At 37.0% G+C, this 25588-nt stretch carries 16 protein-coding genes; 11 read left to right on the top strand and 5 right to left on the bottom strand.

Features of this window, described 5'->3' with window-relative positions:
- Positions 1-346: 346 nt before the first annotated feature.
- The 7 genes from ACJ5H0_RS06795 (at position 347) to ACJ5H0_RS06765 (ending at position 16891) form a co-directional block, all read left to right on the top strand.
- Positions 347-6832 (top strand): hypothetical protein, encoded by a 6486-nt coding sequence (locus ACJ5H0_RS06795; RefSeq protein ID WP_411248331.1) that lies wholly within the window; start codon positions 347-349, stop codon positions 6830-6832.
- 2 nt (positions 6833-6834) lie between these two features.
- Positions 6835-11601, top strand: a complete 4767-nt coding sequence (locus ACJ5H0_RS06790) for a hypothetical protein (RefSeq protein WP_411248329.1) — start codon at positions 6835-6837, stop codon at positions 11599-11601.
- A gap of 320 nt (positions 11602-11921) precedes the next feature.
- On the top strand, positions 11922-12998 hold the full coding sequence (locus ACJ5H0_RS06785; protein WP_411248328.1) for a hypothetical protein: 1077 nt from the start codon (positions 11922-11924) through the stop codon (positions 12996-12998).
- A 5-nt stretch (positions 12999-13003) separates the two neighbouring features.
- The gene (locus ACJ5H0_RS06780; protein WP_411248326.1) at positions 13004-13537 is read left to right on the top strand and encodes a hypothetical protein; all 534 of its coding nucleotides are present in this window, start codon (positions 13004-13006) and stop codon (positions 13535-13537) included.
- Between the two features lie 192 nt (positions 13538-13729).
- On the top strand, positions 13730-14023 hold the full coding sequence (locus tag ACJ5H0_RS06775) for a GNAT family N-acetyltransferase (protein WP_172279285.1): 294 nt from the start codon (positions 13730-13732) through the stop codon (positions 14021-14023).
- Between the two features lie 158 nt (positions 14024-14181).
- Positions 14182-16302, top strand: a complete 2121-nt coding sequence (locus ACJ5H0_RS06770) for a type IA DNA topoisomerase (RefSeq protein ID WP_411248325.1) — start codon at positions 14182-14184, stop codon at positions 16300-16302.
- Positions 16303-16468: 166 nt separating this feature from the next.
- The gene (locus ACJ5H0_RS06765; RefSeq protein ID WP_172279721.1) at positions 16469-16891 is read left to right on the top strand and encodes a PaaI family thioesterase; all 423 of its coding nucleotides are present in this window, start codon (positions 16469-16471) and stop codon (positions 16889-16891) included.
- 3 nt (positions 16892-16894) lie between these two features.
- On the opposite strand, the gene ACJ5H0_RS06760 is transcribed toward ACJ5H0_RS06765, so the two are convergent.
- The 4 genes from ACJ5H0_RS06760 to ACJ5H0_RS06745 form a co-directional block, all read right to left on the bottom strand.
- The gene (locus ACJ5H0_RS06760) at positions 16895-17629 is read right to left on the bottom strand and encodes a hypothetical protein (RefSeq protein ID WP_411248323.1); all 735 of its coding nucleotides are present in this window, start codon (positions 17627-17629) and stop codon (positions 16895-16897) included.
- Positions 17630-17713: 84 nt separating this feature from the next.
- Positions 17714-19060, bottom strand: coding sequence for an MFS transporter (locus ACJ5H0_RS06755; protein ID WP_411248321.1), 1347 nt, complete (start codon positions 19058-19060; stop codon positions 17714-17716).
- A gap of 6 nt (positions 19061-19066) precedes the next feature.
- On the bottom strand, positions 19067-19984 hold the full coding sequence (locus ACJ5H0_RS06750) for a mannitol dehydrogenase family protein (protein WP_411249491.1): 918 nt from the start codon (positions 19982-19984) through the stop codon (positions 19067-19069).
- Entirely contained in the window at positions 19971-20504 is a 534-nt protein-coding gene (locus tag ACJ5H0_RS06745) for a mannitol dehydrogenase family protein (RefSeq protein ID WP_411248320.1), read from the bottom strand. The genes ACJ5H0_RS06750 and ACJ5H0_RS06745 overlap by 14 nt, the downstream gene beginning before the upstream one ends.
- A gap of 164 nt (positions 20505-20668) precedes the next feature.
- On the opposite strand from ACJ5H0_RS06745, the gene ACJ5H0_RS06740 reads away from it, so the two are divergent.
- Positions 20669-21679, top strand: a complete 1011-nt coding sequence (locus ACJ5H0_RS06740) for a LacI family DNA-binding transcriptional regulator (protein WP_411248319.1) — start codon at positions 20669-20671, stop codon at positions 21677-21679.
- A gap of 284 nt (positions 21680-21963) precedes the next feature.
- Here the strand turns inward: ACJ5H0_RS06740 and ACJ5H0_RS06735 are convergent, their stop codons facing one another.
- Positions 21964-22215, bottom strand: a complete 252-nt coding sequence (locus ACJ5H0_RS06735) for a hypothetical protein (protein ID WP_172279275.1) — start codon at positions 22213-22215, stop codon at positions 21964-21966.
- Positions 22216-22439: 224 nt separating this feature from the next.
- Here ACJ5H0_RS06735 and ACJ5H0_RS06730 point away from each other — a divergent pair, with 224 nt between their 5' ends.
- The 3 genes from ACJ5H0_RS06730 (at position 22440) to ACJ5H0_RS06720 (ending at position 25561) form a co-directional block, all read left to right on the top strand.
- On the top strand, positions 22440-22784 hold the full coding sequence (locus tag ACJ5H0_RS06730) for a phage holin family protein (RefSeq protein ID WP_172279273.1): 345 nt from the start codon (positions 22440-22442) through the stop codon (positions 22782-22784).
- 238 nt (positions 22785-23022) lie between these two features.
- The gene (locus ACJ5H0_RS06725; protein ID WP_411248316.1) at positions 23023-25017 is read left to right on the top strand and encodes a S9 family peptidase; all 1995 of its coding nucleotides are present in this window, start codon (positions 23023-23025) and stop codon (positions 25015-25017) included.
- Between the two features lie 52 nt (positions 25018-25069).
- Positions 25070-25561 (top strand): DNA-deoxyinosine glycosylase, encoded by a 492-nt coding sequence (locus ACJ5H0_RS06720; protein ID WP_411248314.1) that lies wholly within the window; start codon positions 25070-25072, stop codon positions 25559-25561.
- Positions 25562-25588 lie beyond the last annotated feature (27 nt).

The following is a 25588-nucleotide window of genomic DNA, read 5'->3' as shown; positions in this document are numbered from 1 at the left end:
AACATTCATAGGACCTCTATGAACAATATTATAATGTCATCAAATAAGAAAAAACAGAGAAATTTCAATATAGCAAACATCTTTTATCAGAGAAGGTTCTAATCACTTTTACTTTCCAAGATCCCTGTTCATCTTTCTGAAATTCGAAATGCTATTACTGATTCATTTCAGTAGTACATTATTCTCAGTGCCTTATTTCTCAGGCAAAAACCAATTACCTATTTAAATGTTTCATTCAATAACAAACAAAAAAAACAATGCAATAGTTCTAACAGAGTTCATCAAAAACTAAGTAACAAACTAATAAAATAAGCATGTCGCTTAAACTTACAAATACCAAAACACCATGGCAACAAAATCCTTTTACCCCAATATAGGTACATTGGTTACGATTGACAATTTTCCGGAAGAACTACAATTTCTGGAAAACGGACTACAAAATGTATTAGACAAAATTTATTACAAAGAACTGCAATATGTTCAAAGCAATGACGCTTCCCAGGGCTATTATAACATTGTCCTGGTTACCGGAGAGCAATTGAAATTAGATCTTTTCGGATCAGGTTTTTCTATTGTGATCAATCCCGGAAGCGCAGGTGAAACCCTGATTCCGCTTACTTTAAATTATAACTGGCCTGTATTGGCTTTGATCAGTAACTTTAATCTCGAAACTTTTTCCTATGTACCGGCCGAATTACAAAATATCCTTAATCAAACCCTGAATCTGAGTGATTCTGATTTAGTGCAGACTGCAGTAGGAGTTTTTGAAGGAAATCAGGATCTTCAGGCTTATAAAAATCTTGTTGATAAAATCAACCTGCATTATGGACTTTCAGGAAGTAATTTAATTCCTTATCCCGTTGAAGATGATTCTTTAAACATGGCTGAGGATATACGCTTGGCAGTAGAGGCTAATGTTTCCATTACAGATGATATTCAGGAGGTGATCAATCAGGCTTATATCTTATCCGGTAATAACTCCACCTACACTGATAACTTAAATACCCTGGCTCAGAGCGTAACAGGAGAAAGTATTCAGGATTACATCAAAAAAATTATTGTTCCAAAAATTGAAGCCTCTTTAGGTTTATCAGTTGGTCTTGCTTTCCCGAGAAATATCTTACTTCCTGTGGATAATTCCGGAAATGCTATCCCAGAACCGGAACAAAGTATTTTGGTATTTGATGTAGGAAACCTGGATTTTAGTACTCAGGGAGGAATTAATTTTCAGGAAGAAATGGCTGTTAGCTTAAATCATCCCTCACAGATAGGAAGCACAGGATTGGGAATAGATATCGTTAAAGCAAAGCTGGATCTGAGTAAAAATAAAAATATTCTGGAAGCGGATTTAGATGGAAGACCTCAGAATTTCATGGGAGTTTATGCACAGTATGCAGCCATCACACTTCCTTCTAAGTGGTTTAATAATGTTAATAATACAACATTACGTATTGCAGGATATAATATGCTGGTTGGAACAGGAGGTATTTCCGGGACAATTGGCCTGGAAGCTGTAAACGGTACTCCTACTACAAGTGATGATTATCTGTATGCAGATATGGGAAGCTGGAGAATTGGTTTTAATTCTTTTGATATTACTTTCAAACAAAATGATGTGATTTCTTCCAATATCAGGGCCCAACTGGATATTCCAAGATTCACGGATTCTAATGGGAATGGGGCTAAAATAGATGTTCTGGGGCATATTGATGCAAACGGAGACTTTCTTTTAACTGCTGCGGCAGTACCACCATTTGATCCTACTTTAACTTTACCCAATGTTTTCAAACTTCACTTAAAATCTGTAGAACTTGGTAAAGAAGATGGGAAACTTTTCATTGGCGCTTCTGCAGATGTGGAGTTTTTAGGTTTCCTTGGTGACTTATTAAAAGGTCAAACCCTAAGTATATCTACCCTAAGAATCTATAGTGATGGTCATATTGATTTCCGTGTAAATGGTGGAAATCTGACATTACCTAAACCTATTAAGATCCCGATTGGTCCTGTTGATGTATCTGTTACGGCGATTCACTTTGGGTCGCATGAAAGAGAGAAAGAGGGAGTGATCCGTAAATATAACTATTTTGGCTTCGATGGCGGCGTAAGTATAGGTATAGCCGGTGTTGATGCCCGTGGAGATGGGATTAAGTATTATTATACAATAGATGATGGTCCGGGAAAATCGCATGATGCTTATCTTCATATTCAGACGATCTACGTGGATATGGTTATTCCTGCAAATTCCAGTGATCCGAATGTAGCCATTAAAGGCTGGTTATCTATTCCTGAACCGGGAGAGTTCCAGGAATATAAAGGGGGAGTGAGCTTAAAAGTGAAAAATCCACGTATTGCCGGAGGGGTAGATATGCGGTTAGCTCCTAAATATCCTGGATTTCTTATTGATGCTAATATTGAACTTCCTAATCCGATTCCATTGGGTCCCGTTTCTATTTTCGGATTCAGAGGGTTATTAGGATACCGTTATGTAGCTGAAAAAGAAGCAATAGGAATGACTTCTCAAAATACCTGGTATCAATATTATACGGCACCACAAAGAGGTGTAAACGTAAATAAATTCAGCAGACCTGACCAGACGGAACATTACAGTTTTCCGTTTTCTCTTGGAGTTGGCGCATTACTGGGAGATACCGTAGCGAACGGAAGTATTATTTCAGCAAATGCTATGCTTTTATTATCCTTACCTTCCATGGTGATGGTAGATGCAAGAATGAAGCTTTTATCAAAAAGGGTAACCTTCACAGATGATCCACCGTTCTTTGCCTTCTTTATTTTTGGGGATAATTCTTTGGAATTCGGTTTTGGGGCTGATTATAAGTTCCCGGAAAGTTCAGGAGATATCATTAAAATCTACGCGGAGATTCAAGCTGGTTTCTTCTTTAACAATCCTTCTGCATGGTATATTAATTTTGGAACACAACAGGCACCGATTTCTGCGAAATTATTAAAAGATCTGTTTACATTGAAAGCGTTTTTGATGATTTCGGGAAAAGGAATCCAGGCCGGAGCAAGAGGAGAGTTCAGGTTTGACAGAAAGTTCGGACCTGTAAGTATTTTCGTATTGGCTTACCTTGAACTGGGAGGAAAGATCAGTTTCCAAAAGCCTCAAATGGGAGCTTATTTTGAAGCAGGACTGGCCATTGATATCAATGTGAAGATCATTCGTATTTACGCAGCAGTAACTATCTTGCTCGCTGTAGAGTCTCCACGGCCATTTATGATTTATGGTGCATTTACAGTAGAATTTAAAGTGAAGATTTTATTCTTTAAACTTAAATTCAAAGCTAAGATCGAGTTAAAATGGGAATTTAATAAGGATGTAGACAGAACGCCTGTCAATCCATTTACGGAAGTACCAGAACAGGTGGAAGGACTTGTAAAAGGAATCAGTATGCTAACAAATGAAACTTTTGATTTGTTGCAAGTGAATGCCGCCAGTGCAGATAATCTTAATCCTAATACGATTCATAATGTAGTTCCGCTGGATACCTACATTGATATCAAAACCACAAAAGGCTTATTGCCGGCTGCGGCTACAAATGCAGTGATTGGTGGATTTACAAACCCTGCAGACTATTATGTAGATCTTGTTCCACCCGATAAGGTAATGAAGGGGCTGGAATTAAGACAGGTAAAACATCAGTATACTCTGGAAAATATTGAAATAAAAGCCCATAACGGATCCGGATGGATCAACTATAATCCTTTCAAGGCAATAGAACCTGCTAACTCTCTTTTGGATAATCTTAAAGCCGGACAGTGGCAGAAAAAAGATAATCAATATAATGCAATCAGATTGTTGGCAACCACTCCTTTCACTTATACGGAGCAAGGAAATCCTGGATGGTTTATACCTGAGCAATACGGAGTAAATGCATCTACGTTATTCTGCGAGGGACAGCATGTAGAAAACTCTGTTTCAGATTTTTTAGATCAACCATTGAATACCCTGTATTATGCATCTACAAATAATTTCTTTCAAAGTAAAGGAGCATCATATCAGATTTCAGGAGATGTACAGTACACGGTAAATCCTGATGGGAGTATTACGATGCAGGGAGATTCTGCAAAAGTATCTGATGCTATCAATAGTTATGGTTTCATACAATCACTAGAGTTTAAAAACCATTCTAAGCTGACAATCATGTTGCCGGCACCTTCTACTGATATTGAACTTAAATTAAGTACGTACAGCTCCGGAGTAACTGTTGCATTCTATAGTCCGATAATCGATGATAGCCAGTCCTTTGTACAATATGATATTACAGAAAAATATTATTACAGAGATGAACTTATCAATCCTGTAACAGCACCGGGTGGTTTACAAAACGGGATTACTAAAATTGTAATTACTCCTGATGTAGCAGATAGTGTTGCAATTAATCTGATATTAGAACAGATGGCACAGCTTATGGATCAGGGATATCAGGATGCCTTAGCTCACGGAGGGATTATTGATGATGTGAAACCGAGTAACCCGGATTTATATAATGAGTTGGTGAAACAGCTTCAGGAATTACAATCTCAGGGATGTGGTGGTAAAAGCAGACAAGAAAAATATGAAATTGTGTGTAAAATATTTCCTGATCTGGTAAGGTATTACAATAACAATTTCTTCCTGCCTTTCAATACCAAAGGGGTATCGCCGGGAGTAGAACAATACAATTATGTACAGCTTATCAGGGAAAATATAGAAGCGGGAATTTTTGAAGAGGTTTTCAACATTCTGGCATCAGCAGGTATTCCGTCAAGTTTATTTGAACTTTATGTAAAGCAGTATTACGACTATTTAAAGAATTTAAAGGAGTATCTTGATCAGAATCCTGATAATTTAGAAGAGATTGTTGGACGTTTTAATAATTTGAGAACGAAATTCAAACAGATTAATAACCTGTTGAAAAATATGAATCCTTGTGAAGATGGAAAGCTTTGTAATTTAAGTGATTCCCTTTCCTATCAGGAATTTGGAGAGTTCAGTCCAAAACCTCCAGTAAGCCGTTCTCCACTATTAGAGACTTTATACAAGTTTATAGAGGAAAATCCTGAGTATAACTATTTATATGAAATTTTACATAGGCAGATAGCTACTCTTGAAACTATTATCAAAGAAGGCTGGGGTACTTATAATCACTTTAAAGTAATTTTCGATAATGCTTGTAAAGAAATTATTTCAACTCTTGCGGATCTCGGAAACTGTTCCGCAAATAAAAGCTGTTTTACCTTATTTCATGAAATAAAATGGTTATCTGTAGAAGATTATGCTTATAATATCAGTATCCCTTCACAAGGAGCTATCACACAGGATACCCAAGCGGCAGTTGATGCGATTACCAAATCGATTCAGCCTATCTGGAGGCCCGATACATCTTATTTTGTAAGATTTAAACTAAAAGATACAGTAGATAACGGGCAAGGACAGCAGACTTTTGATTATGCTTATGCATTCCGTACAGGAGGTCCACTTGGATTTTTCCATTTGGATAAAGATTCTACCTATGGAGATATTCCGGTAGCCAACTCTAGTCATATTCTTGAAGATACCGTAGGGATCATTCGAGACACTAACGGCAATGTCGTTCAAAACGATCTTACACCACACCCTGATTTATATCCGCATACGTCATTGAGGGCTTATATTGATTATCAGCGATCGTATCCTAACGCGGATGGAAATATTGTGAATGCCAAACCATTGTTTTACGACGATGTAACGACTAAAATTTCTATGTATTTTACTTCCAGCTATGTATCTAAGTTACTTGACGGTTGGGAAGATTATCAGGGATTAGGAAAGCTTGGAGGAACCATGAAGATTATCATTAAAGATCCTGTAGAAGGGGTGTCTATTGTTAATCCGCCTAGATTAGATACAACAGAACAAAATATTCAGCTTTCGCAGGTAGATATACCACAAACTATCGAAGAATGGTCACAAGATGATAATCCGGCCATACCACCGGTATTGAATCAGTATTTTAATATGCTGAATAGTGGAGAGAATTGTACAGGAATTGTAACATTGGTAAAGCCAAAGTCTTTCTATCGTATAGTAACTCCTAAGAGACTTAAGCCTCAGAAATTATATACTGCACAGGTACTCAATTTCTATTGGGGGAAAGATCAACAGGTAAATATTTCTCAAATTACGGAAGATCTTAAGCTTAGATATGCTAAAGAAGTTCACAAGTTTGTATTCCAGACTTCCCGTTACAAAGATTTTAATGAGCAGGTACAAAGCTGCTTTATACCATATTTTGATGAAAATGGAGATGAGGCAACCAAACAGGCAGTTTATAAAATCGAAAAATCGATTACAGCAGACGAACTTGAAGCAGCATGGAATGTTATTCAGGGAGTTTCTAATCCTTTGAGTGAGGCTATTGCTCTTCAATACCAGCATCCTTTTGACAGGATACTTCAGGGATTATTTGGAATTTCCCCATTAGAAGATGCTCCTACTACGGAATTTAATAAAATTGTGGATCCTGTTACAGGCAATGTAGTTGCTCTACTGATCAGAAATCCTGAACCGTTTAATCATCCTAAAATTCCTTTAGAATATATCAATAGGAGTATAAATAATAAATATGGGATGATAGATGTAATGAAAATTGCAGCAGGAGGAGGAAAACCAGCTGTAGATCAAAATTATAAGGTGATCTATTCCAAAGATTATGCCCAGGCAATAGTTATGAATGCAGGTAAATCAATTACTGCAGAAGAATTGAACTTCCAATTTGTTTACAGGGTGTGGAACGGAACCATCTATGAAATATCGGATTCAAGAATAGTATATAATATCAAAATAAATTAATAATGTCATCAACTAAAAATAATACAAGCATGATTGCTGCATCTCCTATCAATGATTCATTTTTACAATCAGATTGTCTTTATATTCAGTCTGCAGGTTCTTTAGGAAATGACAGTACAGCAGGAATTCACCTCAGATGGGCCTTAAAAGGCCCAGCTGCTGAACACCTTCCAAAAGGAGATCATTTTCAAAATGCTCCTGAAGGTTTTAATAAACCAGACGATTTTATCTCCATTTTCAGAGCACCATATTATCCGGTAGTAACATCTCTTTTTCTGAAAGAACAGCCCAATACGGTAATTGACAATGAGGCCTTATGGTTATATGGAAATAAAGAAGGAAGAAAGTTTTATGTATATTTCAGAAACACCAGCAAGTATCAACAAGTACGCGCTAATATTGATCCTTTTTCAGATCCTGCTGCTTTTTTCGAGTACTACGGTAGTAATGTTATAGAGGTTGAATGTAAAGAAATGTTGTTTTTTGCATCACAGTTATATCCATCTTCCAATGGTTCTTCAAAAACAGAAGTTCTTTCTGTAGAAACCAATAAACTGAATCTTCCTAAGAATGTAACATTCAGAAAAAACATTGTTGATTTTTCAGAAAAAATATTTGCTGAAAATGGACGTAGTATCCGTTTCGTACCTGCCAATTGTATAATAGAACGAATTGATTTTGAATTTTATGATCAGGTTTCCCTGAGAACAAAATGGGAGGAAATAGGAAAGTACAGTCTTTCGTTGGATGATAGTGAGGTAATAGACCGAAGGCTGGAGCCGGATCCTGGCAACCGTCCTGTCCATGCAACATGGTCCAGGTATAATGACGGCGAGTATGTGAACATAAGAAACTATCATGAGAAGTGGAGTAATTTACCCGATCCTAGGAATACAATCAAAGATTCTGTAAAACAATATTTACAATTAAGTGATGATCCTGCAAACCCTCAGGCACTGGAGTCCTATTATCTGAATGATGATTCAAGCGACCCAAACACCCCTTTGGAGGTTTCACATTTAGCCATTCTACAGATGGCGTCATTGGATTATCATGTGGCAAGGATGTTGGGATTGGGCTGTCTCGATCTTAATGATCAGGTGTATAAAGGAGAGAAATTCATATATGCTGCTCAATATACTACTATTGCAGATCTTAAGGACGGACAAGGCATAAAAGAAGTACATCATGCCTATATCACATTACCAACTTCCATTGAGGATGAACGACCTAGCTTACCAGTTGATCTAAAGGAACCTGTTCCTGGGATTTTTTCTGCAGATCCTACAGTAGGAGGTTCAGCTTCAGGTATTATTGATGCTGAAGGCTATACTCATGATGGTACAGGAAGGTATATTAGCTTATTAGCTGAAGAACTCAATCCTGATGAGCCGGAAGACAGTCCGTTTTATTTTTCGAATGCAGAATTTGATATGTCTAAATTTACGTATCCGGTATATGTGGGTATTGAATACAGGGATAGTGACGAAAGCCAATGGAGAGTTCCTGAACTTCCTCATGACCCTGGATTCGTTAATGTAGACAATAATGGAAACGATTCTAAAAATGAAACGGTTGCTATCGGTATTCCTGACTTTGGTGTGCCTGCCTATTTGCACAAAGAAACAAAATCAGGAAAACATGTATATGGGTCCTATGGAGTCAATTGGTTCTCCAGATCTCAAGTTTCATCCATAACCTGGGAAATAGAATCAGATATTAAGCCTGCTAATACACTTTTGCCTCCTTCAAGTGTTAATGCATTCCTTATTCAGAAAGAACAACCTTTGTTACTGACCTCTCAGAATGAGCAGGAATTGCTTGCCCAGATCACAGGAAACGATAAAACCCTTGTACGACTGACTTTTGAATATGATGCTGCCCAGGATATGGTCTCTTATCAAAAAGCAATCAATGGTGAGCAGCTGGTTGATTTTAATCCGCTTCCTGATAACGAGGAATTATTTGCAGATGAAGTAGAAGTTTTCTTCAGGCCAGAAATGCCGAAACAGGTGTTCGGGATGATTGATACGATCTCAGATCTGTCCGGAAACCCTTTGGTTTCGGTTATTCAATCAAAAGATCTTCCCCTAACCAGTGCTAATCAGTCCCTTTCCCCGACCATTCCTCCCGGGCAATTTCAGAATTACATAGGAGGAGTATTTAAAGTAGGAAATGATGAATATTTTATTCATGATATTGTTTCAGGATCCAATCCTACTTATCCTGTGTTTCATATTCTGAAAAAGCAGGTAGGAAATGCTTTTGGTCAGAGCGCAACAGCTCCTTTTGATCCTTTGAATTTTGTAACCCCATCTGTAGATGAAGCTTTTATGATTGTAGAAAACATGCAAAATACAAGTACATGGGGATCTGTTAATCCACATCAGGTGAAAGTGAAAATAGGAAATAACTGGCCTATTTATACAGAAGAAATAAACATTACTTCGGGGCAAGTTCCGGATATAACTGAAAATACATATTTCAGAAAATTCAGAGGCATCAACAGAAGCGCATCTGTTAAGCAATATACGGATCAATTTACACCATCTTTTTCTGGAGTGTATGAGATTACATTTCCTGGATTCACATTAAATAATCACTTGCAGTACTCCAATGTTCCAGGTGCTGATAGTATACAATGGTATAGAGGAAGTGTTCGTATTGCTAGAGATAATGATCCGGGAGGGGAAAGAAAGACGCTGAAGGTTCTTAGGATTGATAATATTGGAACGGGAGAATTAAAAGTATATGCACAGGATGAAACTTTTGCAACAGATCCGTTGCAGGCTTTAGTGAGCAGAACTGTAGATGTTAATTTTTATCCGGGTTACAGAGCTTACCTGTACTATAATGCTCCGTGCCGACTTACTGAGGGTCATCTTCTTCCACAAGATGCGGATACGCTTGAAAAATATTCCATTTTTGGATTGCGAAGCTCTGATCTGCAATATGCCTATCAGTCAAGGATATCCACACCGTCATTGTTATTTGGAAGAAAAATAGAAGCCCCAATGGTTCCTCAGTTGCCACTAGGTGCCCAATATGCAACAAGGCCGGATTATTTTGGAAGATCAAGCTATGCATTTACTACAGAATATGCCCATAGGCCGTTCAGTGTAACATTTTTAAGAAGTAATGATGATATTCTGTTAACATCTTTATATAAAAATACTGAAGATTATGGGGTAGTACCTGAGCTTAACTCTGTAGAAGATATCAGGATGAAGAACGGAGATGAATTTTTTAATTCAAGATTATCGGATTTAGCCAATGCGACAATAGATTTAGGAACTGGTCAGTTTAAAACGTATAATGGATACAGTTTGCCAATACCTAATAATCCGAGGCTTTTTGATGGAATCAATGAGTTTATCAGCCAACATAATCAGCATTATCAGGAAAACTTACCAGATGTTTCTTCTTCACAGGTCAATTCTATGGATCATATTATTATTCCAGCCGATCCTAATGGAAGATATGGTCAGCTGAAATTCTATGATTTCGTAAAGCAGACCATTCAGAATACTTACGTTCCATTAACGGAAATACCTGTTATTTACCAACATATCAAAGGTGGAAGCTATCAGCCGATTCCTAAAGCACAAGTCATTAGAGACAGAAATGGTACGCTACTGAACCCTACATCTCCAGAGTTTGATATGGCACCAATGATGAAAGTATTAACAACAACTCCTAGTCATAAGACTCTTTTTGTGGATTATACCCTGGATGGAGCTTCGACAAGTGTTTATTTTTATTCGGTAAGAGAAACCAATGCACAAATGGTTCAGAGTGAGCCGAGTCCGGCAATCGGACCGATAAAGATGGTAAAGTCATTCCCACTAAGAACTCCGGAAATTAAAAGTGTTATTCCGGTGCTGGAAAACGCTATTTTAAGCAGTTCAGCGAAAATGCAGGTGAATATTAATTCGTATGACAAAATTCATAATGTTAAGAAAGCAAAACTTTATCGTGCTCTTAATATGGCCGATGCAACCTCCATACGTACGATGACTCTTGTAAAGGAACTTGATCTTGAAGCTGAGGGAGTATTAAATAGCGAAATCTGGACAATGGAAGATGACTTTTCCGATCTGCAGGAGGTACCTTTTGGTGATCCGTTATATTATAAAGTTACTGTGGAAGCTGAAGTAGAGTATGCTAATGCAAATTACGATGGATCTGCTGATGTGATTGTGACGGAATATGCGCCTTCGGAAGCATCTAAGCTTATGATAACAACAATAACTGAAAATATACTGCCTTCATCTCCTGAGTTAAAATTCGAGTCTGATGCGGTAACCGGGAATGAGGTTACTTCTGCAATACTTAACTGGAAAGAGCAATGTTATAAAGGAAAATACCATCTTTATAAATTAAATAATCAAGGGAATTGGAAAGAAATTGCCAGAATGAATATTCTTTCGGATAATGTTTCTAAAGTTCAGCTTTATCTTTTTGAAAATGATCCTGTCACCAACACACCAATGTGGATACCTAAAGAAGTTTTTGATGTTAATGATCATACTTTATTCCTAAGATTAGAAAAACTTGGTCTAGATCCTCTTTCAATTGCTGATCCGGATGGAAATCCAATTTATCATCATTTTAAAATGATCACTGAAAATACGGCAGGTATGTTAAGTAAGGAAGACAAGGTTTTAACTGTTTATGATGCTGGAAGTTGGACGGATATTGGAGGGATTTCTTCAGATGGAACAGATGGAATGATCATAGAGCAAACTTTTATCGTTAGTCCAAATTAACCCTTAATTATAATTAATAAAAATGAATCAGTTCCTCCCTACTTTTTGGGAGGAGGAACTGATCATGAAAAAATAAAAATTATGATAAAAAAAAACAATAGCAGCTTTAAAAGAATATTTTAAAGCTGGAAAGCGGTCGACAGAAAGCCAGCTTGGAGATTTCAAATTACTTCAGAAAATAGAAAAATTAACATTATACATCATTTCTCTAAAAAAAAGAAATTGGTGTTTTACAACGAAACTAATTATGGCAAAAAGAGATATACAAGAGTTAAAGGATTATTTTAAAACGGGCAAGAGGCCAACTGAAAGTCAATTTAGTGATTTCATTGATAGTTATTTACATTTGGACGATCCGAGATTATCTTCTGAAAGTTACAAATACAAGGATTTCTTCATTTTTTTTTCCTCATCAGCAGAATGACCTTGCCGTTGATATCTTACTGGGAAATGGTTATGTCAATGGTGAATTTGAAGTTCAGATTGTAGGCTCGTACAGTAATGAAAATACGATTGGAATAATCCGAAAACAGATTATTTTCGGGGGAAATCCTGATAACAATATTTGGTATCCATCGGTTTCCAGGGTTATGGAAGCTTCAGGACCCATTGTTGACAATATTTATATAGGAGATATTATCTGGGATGCTACCTTAAATCAATATAAATTAAGTATCTATCATACTAGAGCGACAGGGAATCCTTACAGTATCAGGATCGTGCAGCAATCCCAAGGAACAGCAGTTGTAGATAATGCAAAAGTTTCAGGAATATATGCCAATCCTGTTGCAGGTCAGAACAAACACTATGTTTATTATAGCAATAATTTTGGAATAGGAACCGCGAATCCTCAATCCAGATTACAGGTTATCAGTTCCTTTAGTGAACCGCAAGATCCAGGCGCAGTTATCATTGGAGATACCGCATTACCTAACTTAAGAATGGGATATAATACACAGAACACTTGGATTCAGAGTCATGCCGGATCTCCATTGCATATTAATCCCTTAGGAAATACCTTAGTGCTAAACAGAGATGCGGGTAATGTGGGAATTGGAACCCAAAATCCGGATCAAAAGCTAACTGTAAAAGGAAAAATACATGCAGAAGATGTAATTGTAGATACCAATGTTCCTGCCGACTATGTATTTCAAAAGTATTTTGATAATACTTCTTCCATCAGACCTGATTATCAATTACCAACTATCAGTGAACTGGAATCTTTTGTGAGAGAAAATAAACATCTTCCTGAAATTCCTTCAGCAAAAGAAATGACTGAAAATGGTATTGGTATGGGAGATTTTCAAATGAAACTACTTCAGAAAATAGAAGAACTTACCCTTTATCTGATTGATCAGAATAAAGAAATCAAACAATTAAAAACCTTAATCAATTAATCATCATGGCAAAAAGAATAATAACAGAATTAAAAGAATTCTTCAAAGCAGGGAGGAGGCCTACACAAGATCAGTTTGGAGATTTATTAGACAGTTATGTACACTTGGACAATCCAGAATTTACAAAACCAGAAGATGTGGGAAGTACGAGAGAGGGAATCGCTAAATTTTTCACAAGCTCAGCGGGTACTGATATTTTTCATTTAAAGCTACCTTATAAAGTAGATACAAATAGTGCAATGTTCCATATCAAAGCATTAGGATATGCTTATCATTCGGGTGACCTTATTGATATTACCTGGGTGGGATATTGTTATAAAGCATCAACATCACTAATCAACTATAAAACATTTGTTAATGGTTCTACTTCAATAACAGCAGGGCAATATGTAGGAACAGATAAGCATATTTATTTATGGTTTAAATTATCAAGTATCTATTTTTCCTCTTTTAAATTAGACTCAATGAGAGTAGGTAATGGAACTTTATTAAAACAAGGAGATGTGGAGATCATTTTAAGTCCACAATCGCAACTATAACTCTTATTTAGTTCTATTAGAAGATAAACCCAATCCCTTTTAAACTTCGGTTTAAAGGGATTTTGGTTTTGTAAATCTATTTGGAATACAATAAATATAAAATACAGAGAAGTTATCATAGGATATGACGTAGTACAAACAATCATTCTATCTTTACTTTATTAAATAGTAAAACAGATAAAAAATATAGAAATGGAAAGAACAGAAGTAATTATTAATACACACAACAGGGGAGAAGTTCAGTTATTTTCTGATGATCAGAAGATAGGAAAAATGGATATCTCAGTTATAGGACAAAAATTAACCGTTTATCATACAGAGGTAGATCCTGAACATGAAGGAAAAGGTTTTGCTAAAATACTATTGGAGAAACTTGTTTCTTATGCCAGGGAAAATAATTTGAAAATAGTTCCTCTTTGCCCTTATGTTTTTGCGCAGTTCAAAAGACATCCGGAAGAATATAATGATGTCTGGTTGAAAGAATAAATATAATAATTGATTAAGCTTCCTGTGGGAGCTTTTTTTGTACTTTATAATGATCAGTTACCAATGTTTAATCTTTTCCCGGTATTGATTAGCTATAAGTTTTTTAAAGTCAAAAAAAATCCCGATTTTTGCAACCCTTTCAATAATCCCGAACATTCATGAAACTTTGTATTGCCGAGAAACCCAGTGTTGCCAGAGATATCGCCAAAGTTTTAGGTGCTACTACACCTAAACAGGGCTATATGGAAGGAAACGGCTATTGTGTAACCTGGACATTCGGACATTTATGTACGCTGAAAGAACCGCATGATTATGGTCCGCAGTACAAATCCTGGAATCTATTTTTATTACCGATCATTCCCAATAATTTTGGAATAAAACTGATTCCGAATAAAGGAGTTGAAAATCAGTTTAAAGTAATTGAAAAACTGGTGGAAGAATGTGATGAGGTCATTAACTGCGGGGATGCCGGGCAGGAGGGAGAATTGATCCAGCGTTGGGTATTGCAGAAGGCAAAGTGCAATAAGCCGATTCAAAGATTATGGATTTCTTCCCTAACCGAAGATGCGATTAAAGAAGGATTTGCTAACCTCAAACCTGCAGAAGATTACAAAAATCTGTACCTGGCTGGAAATGCCAGAGCTATCGGAGACTGGTTGCTTGGTATTAATGCAACACGCTTATTTACGAAAAAATTCGGAGGGAATAAAGCCGTTCTTTCTATCGGCCGGGTACAAACTCCAACCCTGGCAATGTTGGTTCAGCGTCAGAAAGAAATTGACGCTTTTACCACAGAAGAGTATTGGGAACTTAAAACGAAATACCGCGATGTTATTTTCAATGCTGCGATTGATCGCTTAAAGACACTGGAGCGAGCTGAAAAAGGATTGGAATATCTTAAAGTAAATCCCTTTGAAATCGTTTCATTTGAGATCAAAGAAGGAAAAGAAAAGAACCTGAGGCTTTTTGACCTTACGGGACTTCAGGTGGAAGCGAATAAAAAATACGGATATTCAGCAGAAAATACGCTTAATTATATTCAAAGCCTTTATGAAAAAAAGCACGTGACTTATCCGCGTGTGGATACTACGTATCTATCTGAAAATTTATATCCTAAAATAGAAGGAATCCTTCGGAAAATGTACTTTTATCAGGATTTAATTGCTCCACTATTAGAAGCTCCTATACCGAAATCCAAAGCTGTTTTTGATGATTCGAAGGTAACGGATCACCATGCAATTATTCCCACTGAAGTTCCACCATCCCAGAACCTGAGCAGGGAGGAAAAGCTTATTTATGATCTGATCGCCAAGCGTTTCATTTCTGTTTTTTATCCCGAATGTAAAATTTCCAATACATTGGTAGAAGGAAAAGTGGGAACTATTCCTTTTAAAACAAGTGGAAGACAGGTTTTAGAGCCGGGATGGAGAGCTGTATATGCCAAAGAACCGAAAGAAGAGTCTTCAGATAAGGATAAAGAAAAAGAAGAAGAGCAAACCATTCCTGAATTTACAGTAGGAGAAACGGGGCCGCATGATCCAATGATCCATCAGGGAAAGACATCCCCTCCAAAACCATATACCGAAGCAACGTTGTTAAGGGCAATGGAAACTGCCGGAAAGCAGGTTGATGATGAAGAGCTGCGTGAAATGTTGAAAAACAACGGGATCGGAAGACCTTCTACCCGGGCCAATATCATAGAAACTCTTTTCAAACGAAAATATATTGAGAAGAAAAGAAAAAATCTTATTGCGACGCACACCGGAATTCAACTGATCGATACTATTGAAGATGAATTGTTGAAAAGCCCTGAACTTACGGGAGAGTGGGAGTTAAAGCTTAGGAAAATAGAAAGTGGTGAATATGAAGCCAATCAGTTTAAAGAAGAACTGATCCAGATGGTCTCTGAACTTACAAGAAAAGTAGTGGACGGAAAAGGAAAAGTGATCACTTTACAGGAAGAAGAGAAAGTGGTTGAAAAGAAAAAACGAGAACCTGCTCCTAAAAAGGAACTTCAGTCTTTTGAGGAAACAAAATGTCCGAAATGCAAAGAACACAATCTGATTAAGGGGAAAACCGCAGTTGGATGTTCAGATTTTAAAAATTGTGGTTTTAAAATACCGTTTGAGCTCTTTGGAAAAAAGTTATCAGAAAAACAACTTCTGGATCTTATTCTTAAAGCAAAAACATCTAAATTAAAAGGTTTCAGTACGCATCCGGATGCCCTTACGGAAGGTGTCTTGTCATTATCTGATGATTTTACGGTGCAACTAGGTTAACTCACATTATCATTGTGAACTGAAGTTTTTTTGATTAATCACAAGAGGACAAGATCTTTCTGATCTTTGATTTTTGTGATTTGATATTTTATATGCGTTTACCTTAAAAAGTGCTGCTGGGATTTTCAATCCTTTTATTACATTTGTAAGAATCATATTTCAATCCATGACACCTGAGAAAAAACAACTAATCATAGACAGTTTCAACCGCTCCGAAACCTTAAAATTCTACAAAGCTGAGCTTCTTGAAGTAGAAACCGATTTCATATCCATTAAAATCCCAAAGATGGAAATGATGACCCGTAAGGCAGGAATGTTTAACGGGGCAATGATCGCTTCTTTGGTTGATGTTTCTTCGGGATATGCTGCGGTAAGCAATTATAAAGATGATTGTTACGTAGTGACCATAGAACTTAAGGTTAATTATTTAAGGCCTGCAATGGGAGATGCTTTGATTTCAAAATCATACGTAGTAAAAGGAGGCGGAAAGATCAGCGTGATCAGAACTGAAATTTATACAGTGGATGAAAACGGATCATCCGAAACTCATGTTGCCACATCATTGGTGACGATGATGAGACTTAAATAAGATTTAAAAAGAATAAGCCTGAACAGAAAACTGCAGGTAAGCATTATTTCCTACAGGATTAAACATTCCCCAGATTCCAACCGGAAGCTGATAACCCGCAATGGAAAATGTTTTGGTAATGATCAGACTTATCTCATTAAAACCTGCTTCTTGAGCAAAAAAGTTTCCTTTTTCACCTGTGGGATTATGTAAGGCAAATGCATATCCGATCCTCCCTCGTACCGAGAGGTTTTCTTTTGTATAGAAAGGATATTCTGTTGAAACAAAAGAAGAATATTTATTGTGTGTATTGTCCCTATCCCGGTCCCGGCCAAAGACTACCGTATTCCAGCTTAAGACTAAGGGAAGTTTCTCACTTATTGTATAATATGACCTGAAATCCCAGAAGCGCCCTGTTTCACTTGCGTTGTAATTAAAAAATTCTTTGTTGTTATAAGTGGCACCAGGCGAAAAATTATAAATATCCCAGAGTTCCACCGTAAGGTGCTTATTTTTGTATCCAATATAATTGTCAAACTCTTTATAGGAGCCATCTGCATTTCCTCCGGCCCAGAATCCTCCGTAAAAATTCTTACCATCTAAATGAACATCACCGGTATAGATGAAACCTGAGGAAACTTCCTGACCTCGCCACAAATGACTATTTCTGAGCTGCAATGCAGAATGCAGTTTCTGACCATAAACCCATGAATTTCCAATGATGATGGAAGTAATCATCAACTTTTTAATTTTAATCATAATGCTGAGTGTCTTTTTAATTACAACATTCCCTGTCCGGTAAATGAATACCGGAAAAAAGGAATGTATAAAAGAAATGAATGGTTAGTTAATAATATCTTTCTCCCGGATCTTAGATCCGAAGAGTGCATAAGAAAGCATAAGCAGTTCACAGATGACCGTTAATATCCAGGTCCATCTCCATGAGCCGAAAAGATCAGCCATTCCTCCTTGAAGTAAAGTAAATACCGCACCGCCAAATACAGCAGAAATGAATACACCGGATGCTTTTGAGGTATATTTATTCAGACCCTTTATAGAAAGTGTATAAATGCAGCTCCACATAGAAGAGTGTAAAAGCCCGATGGCAACGAGGAACCAAAGGTTCTGGGTGATCATTGAAGTAATCGCCAGGATGGTAGCAAGAACTGTTGTCGTTGCAAGCTGTGTTCTCGCTGAGATCTTACTGAAAAAACTGGAAATAGATCTTCCAACAAGGAAACCTCCCCAATATAAAGTAGATAATAATGCATGAATTCCAAGGTCCATTCCGCCGATAATAATATCCGTTTTTCCGAAGAAAGTGATCGGCTTTCCCGATTCCATAAGCTCAAAAGCATTCAGGTTGATATTGGCTCCGATGGCAACTTCGGTTCCTACATAAAAGAAAATGGCAACCACACCCAAAGCAAAATGGCGGAATGACCAGATGCTTCTTTCCAGTTTTTCTCCTGCAACGGCTCTCGTATTTTCAATATCAGGAAGATGCAGTCTCTTGGTGATAGCCATCACCGTAACAATACAGATGATCAGTACAGAAAGAGGTAGTAGCAGCTGTTTTATTTCAATATTTTCAATGGAGATACCACTGAACATCACGATGGTCACAAAGAAAGGTGCTGAGGTCGTACCAATAGAATTGATGGCTGTTAAAATATTCAGTCGTTGTACGGGCTGTGTTCCCTTTAAAGGATAAGAGGCAGCATAAGGATTTACCACCACCTGAATAATTGCTGCAGAAGTTCCCATTAAATAAGATCCGGCTACAAAAATGATAAACCCAAAGGGAATAACGGCATCACCGATGCTGAAATCCACCGAAGGAAACTGATAACCCACCCACGAAGAACATAAATACATCATCAATCCGGAGATCATAAAAAACAAACCTCTTAGGATCGTATTTTTATATCCAAAGGCATTGACCCATTTGCTTCCTAAAGTGCCGTTTAACAAATATCCTAAAAAGAAAAAGAAAGAGATGAGCGTGGTGAAGGTATTTTTCAGACCTCCCGCATGAGCCAGAAAAGTAAATTTTAAAGGAGCCTGCAACTGTTCATTGACAGTTGTCAGAAAACCAACAATAAAATAAATGAAAGTAATAATAGCAAAAGGAAGGATACTGCTGTCAGACTTTATTTTCAAAGCTTTTATTTCGGAATTTGTTTGCATAATACTTTAGTTTATAATAGTTTCTAAAACAGGTGCGATCCCCTGATTTTTAATATCATCAACAAACTGTAAGTACAGACCGGTAAATGCATTTACCTCTCTCAAATCGATGCTTTTAAAGGCAGAAAGATTTAAAAAATCAATGGGGTTATCACTTTGGATTAAAATTTCATCTTCCGAAGTCAGCCATGGCTCGCCAATTTCATATGTAAAACCTTTATCGTCTGTTTTGTATTTCAAATAATGCCTGTAAGAAGCTATAAGAAATGCCGGACGCATAAGATCTTTTCCATCACTGATTATTTTTGCAAGATTGGGCATAATATATACCGGAAATTTAGAAACACCGTCAAAGCATAATCTGCTCACCTGGTCACTTACGCTATGATTGGAAAACCTTTCTATCAGTGTACGTTTGTAAAGATCTAAATCAGTATCGGCAGGTGCCGGAACATAAGGTGTAATATCTATATTCATAAAATCCCTGATTAGCTTTACAATACTTTGATCCTGCATGGCCTCATCTACCTTGCGGTAGCCTTTTAAGAAAGAAGGGTAGGATAATAGGGTGTGCGAAGCATTCAGGAGACTGAGTTTCATGTTTTCAAAAGCAGTGACGTCATTCGTGAATTCTACGCCGGCTTTTTCCCATTCGGGTCTTTCTGCGATAAATTGATCTTCTATCACCCATTGGATGAAATCTTCACAATAAACGGGGGCTTTATCATTCCAGCCGCTTTTTTCATTAAGCCTTTCAATATCTTTGGCTGTGGTAGCAGGTGTAATTCTGTCCACCATACTGTTCGGAAATGTAACGTGGGATTTGATCCAGTTTCCAAGATCTTTATCCTGAGCTTCTATAAAACTGGTGAATGCCCTTTTAGCGGTATTGCCATTATGCTGAAGATTATCACAAGAAAGGATCGTGATACTTCCGGCTCCATTTTTTTTTACGCAATCGCAGACCTTCTGCTATAAATCCAAAAACCGTTTCAGGAGTACCCGGATTCAGTAAATCGTTTTGTACGTGGCTGTCATTCAGATTAAACTCATTCGTTTCTTTATTGAGATTATATCCTCCTTCCGTAATGGTAAGACTGATGATCTTTATCGCCGGATCAGCGATTTTAGCAATTACTGCCTGGGGATCTTCCACTCCCCATATCAACTCTGTGAGTGAACCTATGGTATAGATTTCATCTTTTCCATCCCTTCCACAAACCGTAAGGGTATAGTCCAGATTTTGGGATCTTAAATCACGTACTATTTTTTCATCAGAAGGAAGTAAGGCAATCCCGCAGATTCCCCATTGCTGTTGACTTTTGTCTCCCAGCAGAAGGTGGGTGTAATACTGCTGATGAGCCCTGTGGAAATTTCCAACACCAATATGTACAATGCCAGTTTTAATATTTTCACGGTTATAGGGATAAGAATTGGGAGTCATATATTATAGTTTTTAATTGAATGTTAATCGTTTGCTAAACTTATATTAATAAATCTATTGCCCGGTATTTTTTGTTATGAAATTGATAATGGGAACGTTCCCAGAATTTGGGAACGTTCCCATTTGCTTATTTTTTTGTTATTTTTGATAAAAAAGAGTCCCTGATGAAGCGTGTAACCATTAAAGATTTGTCGAAATTTTTGTCATTATCTACCTCTACCATCTCAAGAGCACTGCTTAATGATAAAAATATCAACCCGGAAACTAAGAAGAGGGTATTGGAAGCAGCAACGAAATTGGGCTATAAACCCAATGCAACAGCTTTGAATTTAAAGTATGGGAAATCCAAAAATATTGGATTGGTGGTACCGGAAATGATCACACCATTTTCTTCAAAAGTTCTGAAGGGGATTCAGAATATTTTGGATCCGTTAGGGTATCGTGTTATCATAACACAATCGGATGAAAATCCATTGATAGAAAGAGAGAATCTTAAGCTTTTAGAAGAATTTAATGTGGACGGGATCATTATTAATCTTTGTCATGAAAGTCTTAATGAAGAAGTTTACAAAAAGCTGATCAATAATGATATTCCCATGGTATTTTTTGACAGGATACCCGGGAAATCACTACAGGCTTCGCGGGTGATCGTAGATGACCAGATCAAAGCATCATTAGTGGTGGAGCATCTGATTAATACGGGGCGAAAAAGGATCGCACACATTATGGGGCCTTTAACGATAAGGAACGTAACTGAAAGAGTGAACGGATACAAGCGTATTATGGAGAAATATAGTCTTACTGATCCTGATCTGATTGTTTCTACAGAGGGAATGACTTTTGAAGACGGCAGAAAGTCAGTACAGGAACTATTAAACAGAAACATCCATTTCGACAGTATTTTTGCCTTTTCCGATACATTAGCTATTGGTGCAATGAATTATCTTCATGAGCAGAATATAAAAATTCCTGAAGAGATAGCGATTGCAAGTTTTTCAGGAACAGAACTCGCAACTATTGTGCATCCGCAGCTGACAACTGTACAGCAGCCATTAGAAAAAATGGGAGAAACCGCTGCCCGTCTCGTGCTGGAAAAAATACAAAATCCCTCATCACCTGATCAGACGGTTATTATGGAAACCGAATTGATTTACAGGGCATCCACCGTTATTTAAATCTACTCGCTTTGGTCAAGCACAAGGATAAGAGATAAAATAAAAACCACGGAAAGAGCACTAATGACCAACAGATTGACCTGCACTATCATTGATATGATTAATAGTAGGATAGAAGCAAGCATAATATATCTGAAATAATGGGTGTATTCTTTTTTCATATAAGATTATTAGCTGTTATAAAATTAAAAAAAAAGACACGTAACTTTTACTTCAGCCGTCTTACTTGCCAAAAAAACAAATGCCTAAGGATACCTTAGGCATTTGTCCATTTAAAAAATTGATTAATCATAATTCTCTTCAATCCATCTAAGGCATTCCTGGTAATAGCGGTTTTGCTCATCAGATTGTAGATAAGGTGCATTAATAAATGCGTTGTCTGCAATTTTTTGCATAATTTTTTCAAGGCTCCGTCCATTAAAGTCCACTCTTGTTTTTTGAATATTGGAATACTTCAGGTGATCCTTGTGAATGTGCCAGGATGAATCTTTTCCTGCATCAACTCTGGTGAGATTGGTTGTGTGTGTTGCGTCCATGATCATAATTTTTAAGGGGTTTGCAGACTTAAAATTCAGGAATAAAAAGATCATAACGCAAAGGGAAAATACCCATTTTTGAAAAATCAGTGTTTTCCCTTATTGTATTGAAAATATAAACTTTAGCAATTCATGATGGATAAAGACTTTTATTAATCATTCAAACCGAGATCCGATGGAATGAGTTTTGATACTTGTATACAAACTATTAAAAATATTAACATATGAACTTAATTATCCGTTTACTGATTACTGCGCTTGTTGCGTTTCTTTTAACGAAAATTTTACCGGGAGTACATTTTGAAGGCTTTTCATCTGCGATTATTTTCGCGATTGTTTTGGGCCTTTTGAATTTAATTGTAAAACCTGTTTTAAGTCTTTTGGGACTTCCTTTAACGATCATCACCCTGGGATTATTTGCTTTAGTCATTAATGCATTGATCATCCTTTTGGCAGATTATTTCATAGACAGTATGGTTGTAGATGGATTCTGGTGGGCATTCATTTTTAGTATCGCCTTATCATTGATCACTTCACTGGCCAATTCTATGTTCTCAGATGGGGACTAAGCTTACAGAAGTATAGCATAACAATATAAATCCGTCAGTTGAGCTGGCGGATTTTTTATTTGGTCCATCAAAAAGGATATAAATAACATAAATAGCAACTGTACAAGCGTCTTATCATCAAATGTATCCCAGGTAAATCAATTCATCACTTTAACAAAAAACAAGATAATTGTTAATTCCTTCGCATATTTTTATTTTAAGTACTAAATTTGGCAATCTTTGAATTAAAAAGCAATTTATGAAACTTAAGTACAGCCTGCTGGCTTTAGCAGCCCCACTTTTAATGAATGCACAACAGTTAATGACGCCTGAAATTCTTTGGACTTTGAAAAAAGTGGGAGTACAGGCAGTTTCACCTGATCAGTCTTCACTTATTTATAAAGTAGGACAAGTAGATCTGAAAACAGAGAAAACAAAAAACGAAAACTATTTCCTTAATGTTATCAATAATCAGTCTTCGAAATTAGACTTGGGTAAAAAAGCTCTTATTCAGTGGGATAAGAATGGAATTTACGCACAGGAAGGAGATAAGATATTCCTTTCTAAAGATAACGGGAAAACCTGGACCGAGTTTTATACCATCGGTGAGGTTGATAATATTGTAATTTCCCCTGATGGAAAGAAAATTGCTTTCAGCAAGCAGGTTTTAGTGGAGAAAGTAATGGGGAAAGATAAATACAGCGATACTCCTAAAACAACAGCACAGGTGTATACTGACTTGAACCACAGACACTGGGATTATTTCAATGAAGGAAAATACAATCATGTTTTTGTAGTAAATACTTCAGATAAAGTGGAATCATCAAAAGACTTACTGGAAGGAAAGACATGGGATTCTCCGCAGAGGCCGTTCGGTGGAGCTGAGGATTTCATCTGGAGTCCTGATTCTTCTCAGCTTTTGTATGTTACCAAGCCTAAAAGCGGGAAAGAGTATGCTACAAGTACAAATACTGATATTTTCGCTTATGATCTGGCTTCCGGGGCTACAAAAAACCTTACAGAATCAAATAAAGGCTACGATGTCAATCCAAAATTCAGTCCGGATGGAAAATCACTGGTATGGCAGAGCATGGAAAGAGATGGCTATGAAGCGGATAAAAATGATGTGAAAATCATGGACTGGAAGTCCGGGAAAACAGAGAACCTTACAAAAGGCTGGGATGAAAGTGTTTCCGGTGATGTTTTCTGGAGTGGTGATTCCAAAACCATCTATTTTACGGCAGCATTCAGGGGAACAAAACAATTGTTTTCCTTAGATCCTAAAAATGCAAAGGTTCAACAGATCACAAAAGGAAATTTTGATGTTAATGAAATCTTTGCTGATAATAAAAACACCTTATTGGTAGGCAGAACCGATGTCAATCATGCTACAGATTTATTTTCTGTAAACATTAAAAACGGTGAAATGAAACAGGTTACGGAAGCCAATAAAGATACTTATTCTAAACTGGCTCAAGGGAAATCTGAACTAAAAATGGTGAAAACATCGGATGGAAAAGAAATGGGAGTATGGTTCCATTATCCGCCGAATTTTGATCCGAATAAAAAATATCCTACTTTGGTATATTGCCAGGGTGGTCCTCAATCTGCATTGACTCAGTTTTTCAGTGTACGATGGAATTTTGCTCTTATGACGGCTAACGGATACATTGTAGTTGCGCCGAACCGTAGAGGAATGCCGGGCTGGGGAACAAAGTGGAATGAAGAAATCTCTAAAGACTGGGGTGGACAACCTATGAGGGATTATCTTGCCGCTACAGATTATGCTAAGACATTACCTTATGTGGACGGACAAAGAGTAGCTGCAGTAGGAGCAAGTTATGGAGGATACAGTGTATTTATGCTTGCGGGGATTCACGATAACAGATTCAAGACCTTTATTGCTCACGACGGGCTATTTGATATGAAATCATGGTATCTGACCACTGAAGAGCTTTGGTTTGCCAACTGGGACTTAGGGTCTCCATGGGAGAAGCCGCTTCCAAAAGCTTATACAGAATTTAACCCTAGCAATTTTATTGAAAAATGGAATAAGCCGATCATGATTTTCCAGGGAGGAATAGATTACCGTGTGCCTTATGAGCAGGGACAGGAAGCTTTCCAGGCAGCAAAATTAAGAGGCCTTAAAACAAAATTAGTGTATTTCCCGAACGAAAACCACTGGGTGCTTCACCCGCAAAATGGTTTGGTATGGCAAAGAGAATTCTTTGACTGGTTAAAAGAAACTTTATAACAAACAATAAAAACGAAAACGGGCTTTTGGCCCGTTTTTTTATATTTGAATTATGCAAAACCGTATTTCTTCATTTCCACCCATTATTGATGTCCATTCCAGAATTTTAATTTTAGGTTCCATTCCCGGGGTTAAATCATTGGAAAAACAACAATATTATGCACATCCGCAAAATAAATTCTGGAAGATTATTTTTGAGCTGCTTCATGAAAAATTTACGGAAGATTATGCAGTAAGGATTGAAACATTGAAGAAACATCACATCGCACTTTGGGATGTGATTGATTCCTGTGAGCGAAAAGGAAGTCTTGATTCGGAGATCAGAAATGAAGAAGCCAATCAGATTGAAGAGCTTTTAGAACAATATCCGAATATCACTGCCATATTTTGTAATGGAGGAAAATCTTATAAAAACCTACAGAAAGTTTTAGGAAAAAATTATCGGCTTCCTGTGATTCTGCTGCCTTCGACAAGCCCGCTGCATACCATTTCGTTGGAAAAGAAATTAGAAGGATGGTCAAAGATCATGGAATTTCTAAAATAACCTCCTTCCTTATTTCCTATATACTCC

This window comes from Chryseobacterium proteolyticum (genome assembly GCF_046591535.1).
GTDB classification, from domain to species: domain Bacteria; phylum Bacteroidota; class Bacteroidia; order Flavobacteriales; family Weeksellaceae; genus Chryseobacterium; species Chryseobacterium proteolyticum.
Note: the sequence above shows the minus strand (reverse complement) of the source record. Positions and strands in the feature narration are given on the sequence as shown.

What these genes read in the sequence shown, in the direction of transcription:
- ACJ5H0_RS06795 (WP_411248331.1), top strand. Translation starts at nt 347, where the DNA reads ATGGCAACAAAATCCTTTTACCCCAATATAGGTACATTGGTTACGATT.
- ACJ5H0_RS06790 (WP_411248329.1), top strand. Translation starts at nt 6,835, where the DNA reads ATGTCATCAACTAAAAATAATACAAGCATGATTGCTGCATCTCCTATC.
- ACJ5H0_RS06780 (WP_411248326.1), top strand. Translation starts at nt 13,004, where the DNA reads ATGGCAAAAAGAATAATAACAGAATTAAAAGAATTCTTCAAAGCAGGG.
- ACJ5H0_RS06775 (WP_172279285.1), top strand. Translation starts at nt 13,730, where the DNA reads ATGGAAAGAACAGAAGTAATTATTAATACACACAACAGGGGAGAAGTT.
- ACJ5H0_RS06770 (WP_411248325.1), top strand. Translation starts at nt 14,182, where the DNA reads ATGAAACTTTGTATTGCCGAGAAACCCAGTGTTGCCAGAGATATCGCC.
- ACJ5H0_RS06765 (WP_172279721.1), top strand. Translation starts at nt 16,469, where the DNA reads ATGACACCTGAGAAAAAACAACTAATCATAGACAGTTTCAACCGCTCC.
- ACJ5H0_RS06760 (WP_411248323.1), bottom strand. Translation starts at nt 17,629, where the DNA reads ATGATTAAAATTAAAAAGTTGATGATTACTTCCATCATCATTGGAAAT.
- ACJ5H0_RS06755 (WP_411248321.1), bottom strand. Translation starts at nt 19,060, where the DNA reads ATGCAAACAAATTCCGAAATAAAAGCTTTGAAAATAAAGTCTGACAGC.
- ACJ5H0_RS06745 (WP_411248320.1), bottom strand. Translation starts at nt 20,504, where the DNA reads ATGACTCCCAATTCTTATCCCTATAACCGTGAAAATATTAAAACTGGC.
- ACJ5H0_RS06740 (WP_411248319.1), top strand. Translation starts at nt 20,669, where the DNA reads ATGAAGCGTGTAACCATTAAAGATTTGTCGAAATTTTTGTCATTATCT.
- ACJ5H0_RS06735 (WP_172279275.1), bottom strand. Translation starts at nt 22,215, where the DNA reads ATGGACGCAACACACACAACCAATCTCACCAGAGTTGATGCAGGAAAA.
- ACJ5H0_RS06730 (WP_172279273.1), top strand. Translation starts at nt 22,440, where the DNA reads ATGAACTTAATTATCCGTTTACTGATTACTGCGCTTGTTGCGTTTCTT.
- ACJ5H0_RS06725 (WP_411248316.1), top strand. Translation starts at nt 23,023, where the DNA reads ATGAAACTTAAGTACAGCCTGCTGGCTTTAGCAGCCCCACTTTTAATG.
- ACJ5H0_RS06720 (WP_411248314.1), top strand. Translation starts at nt 25,070, where the DNA reads ATGCAAAACCGTATTTCTTCATTTCCACCCATTATTGATGTCCATTCC.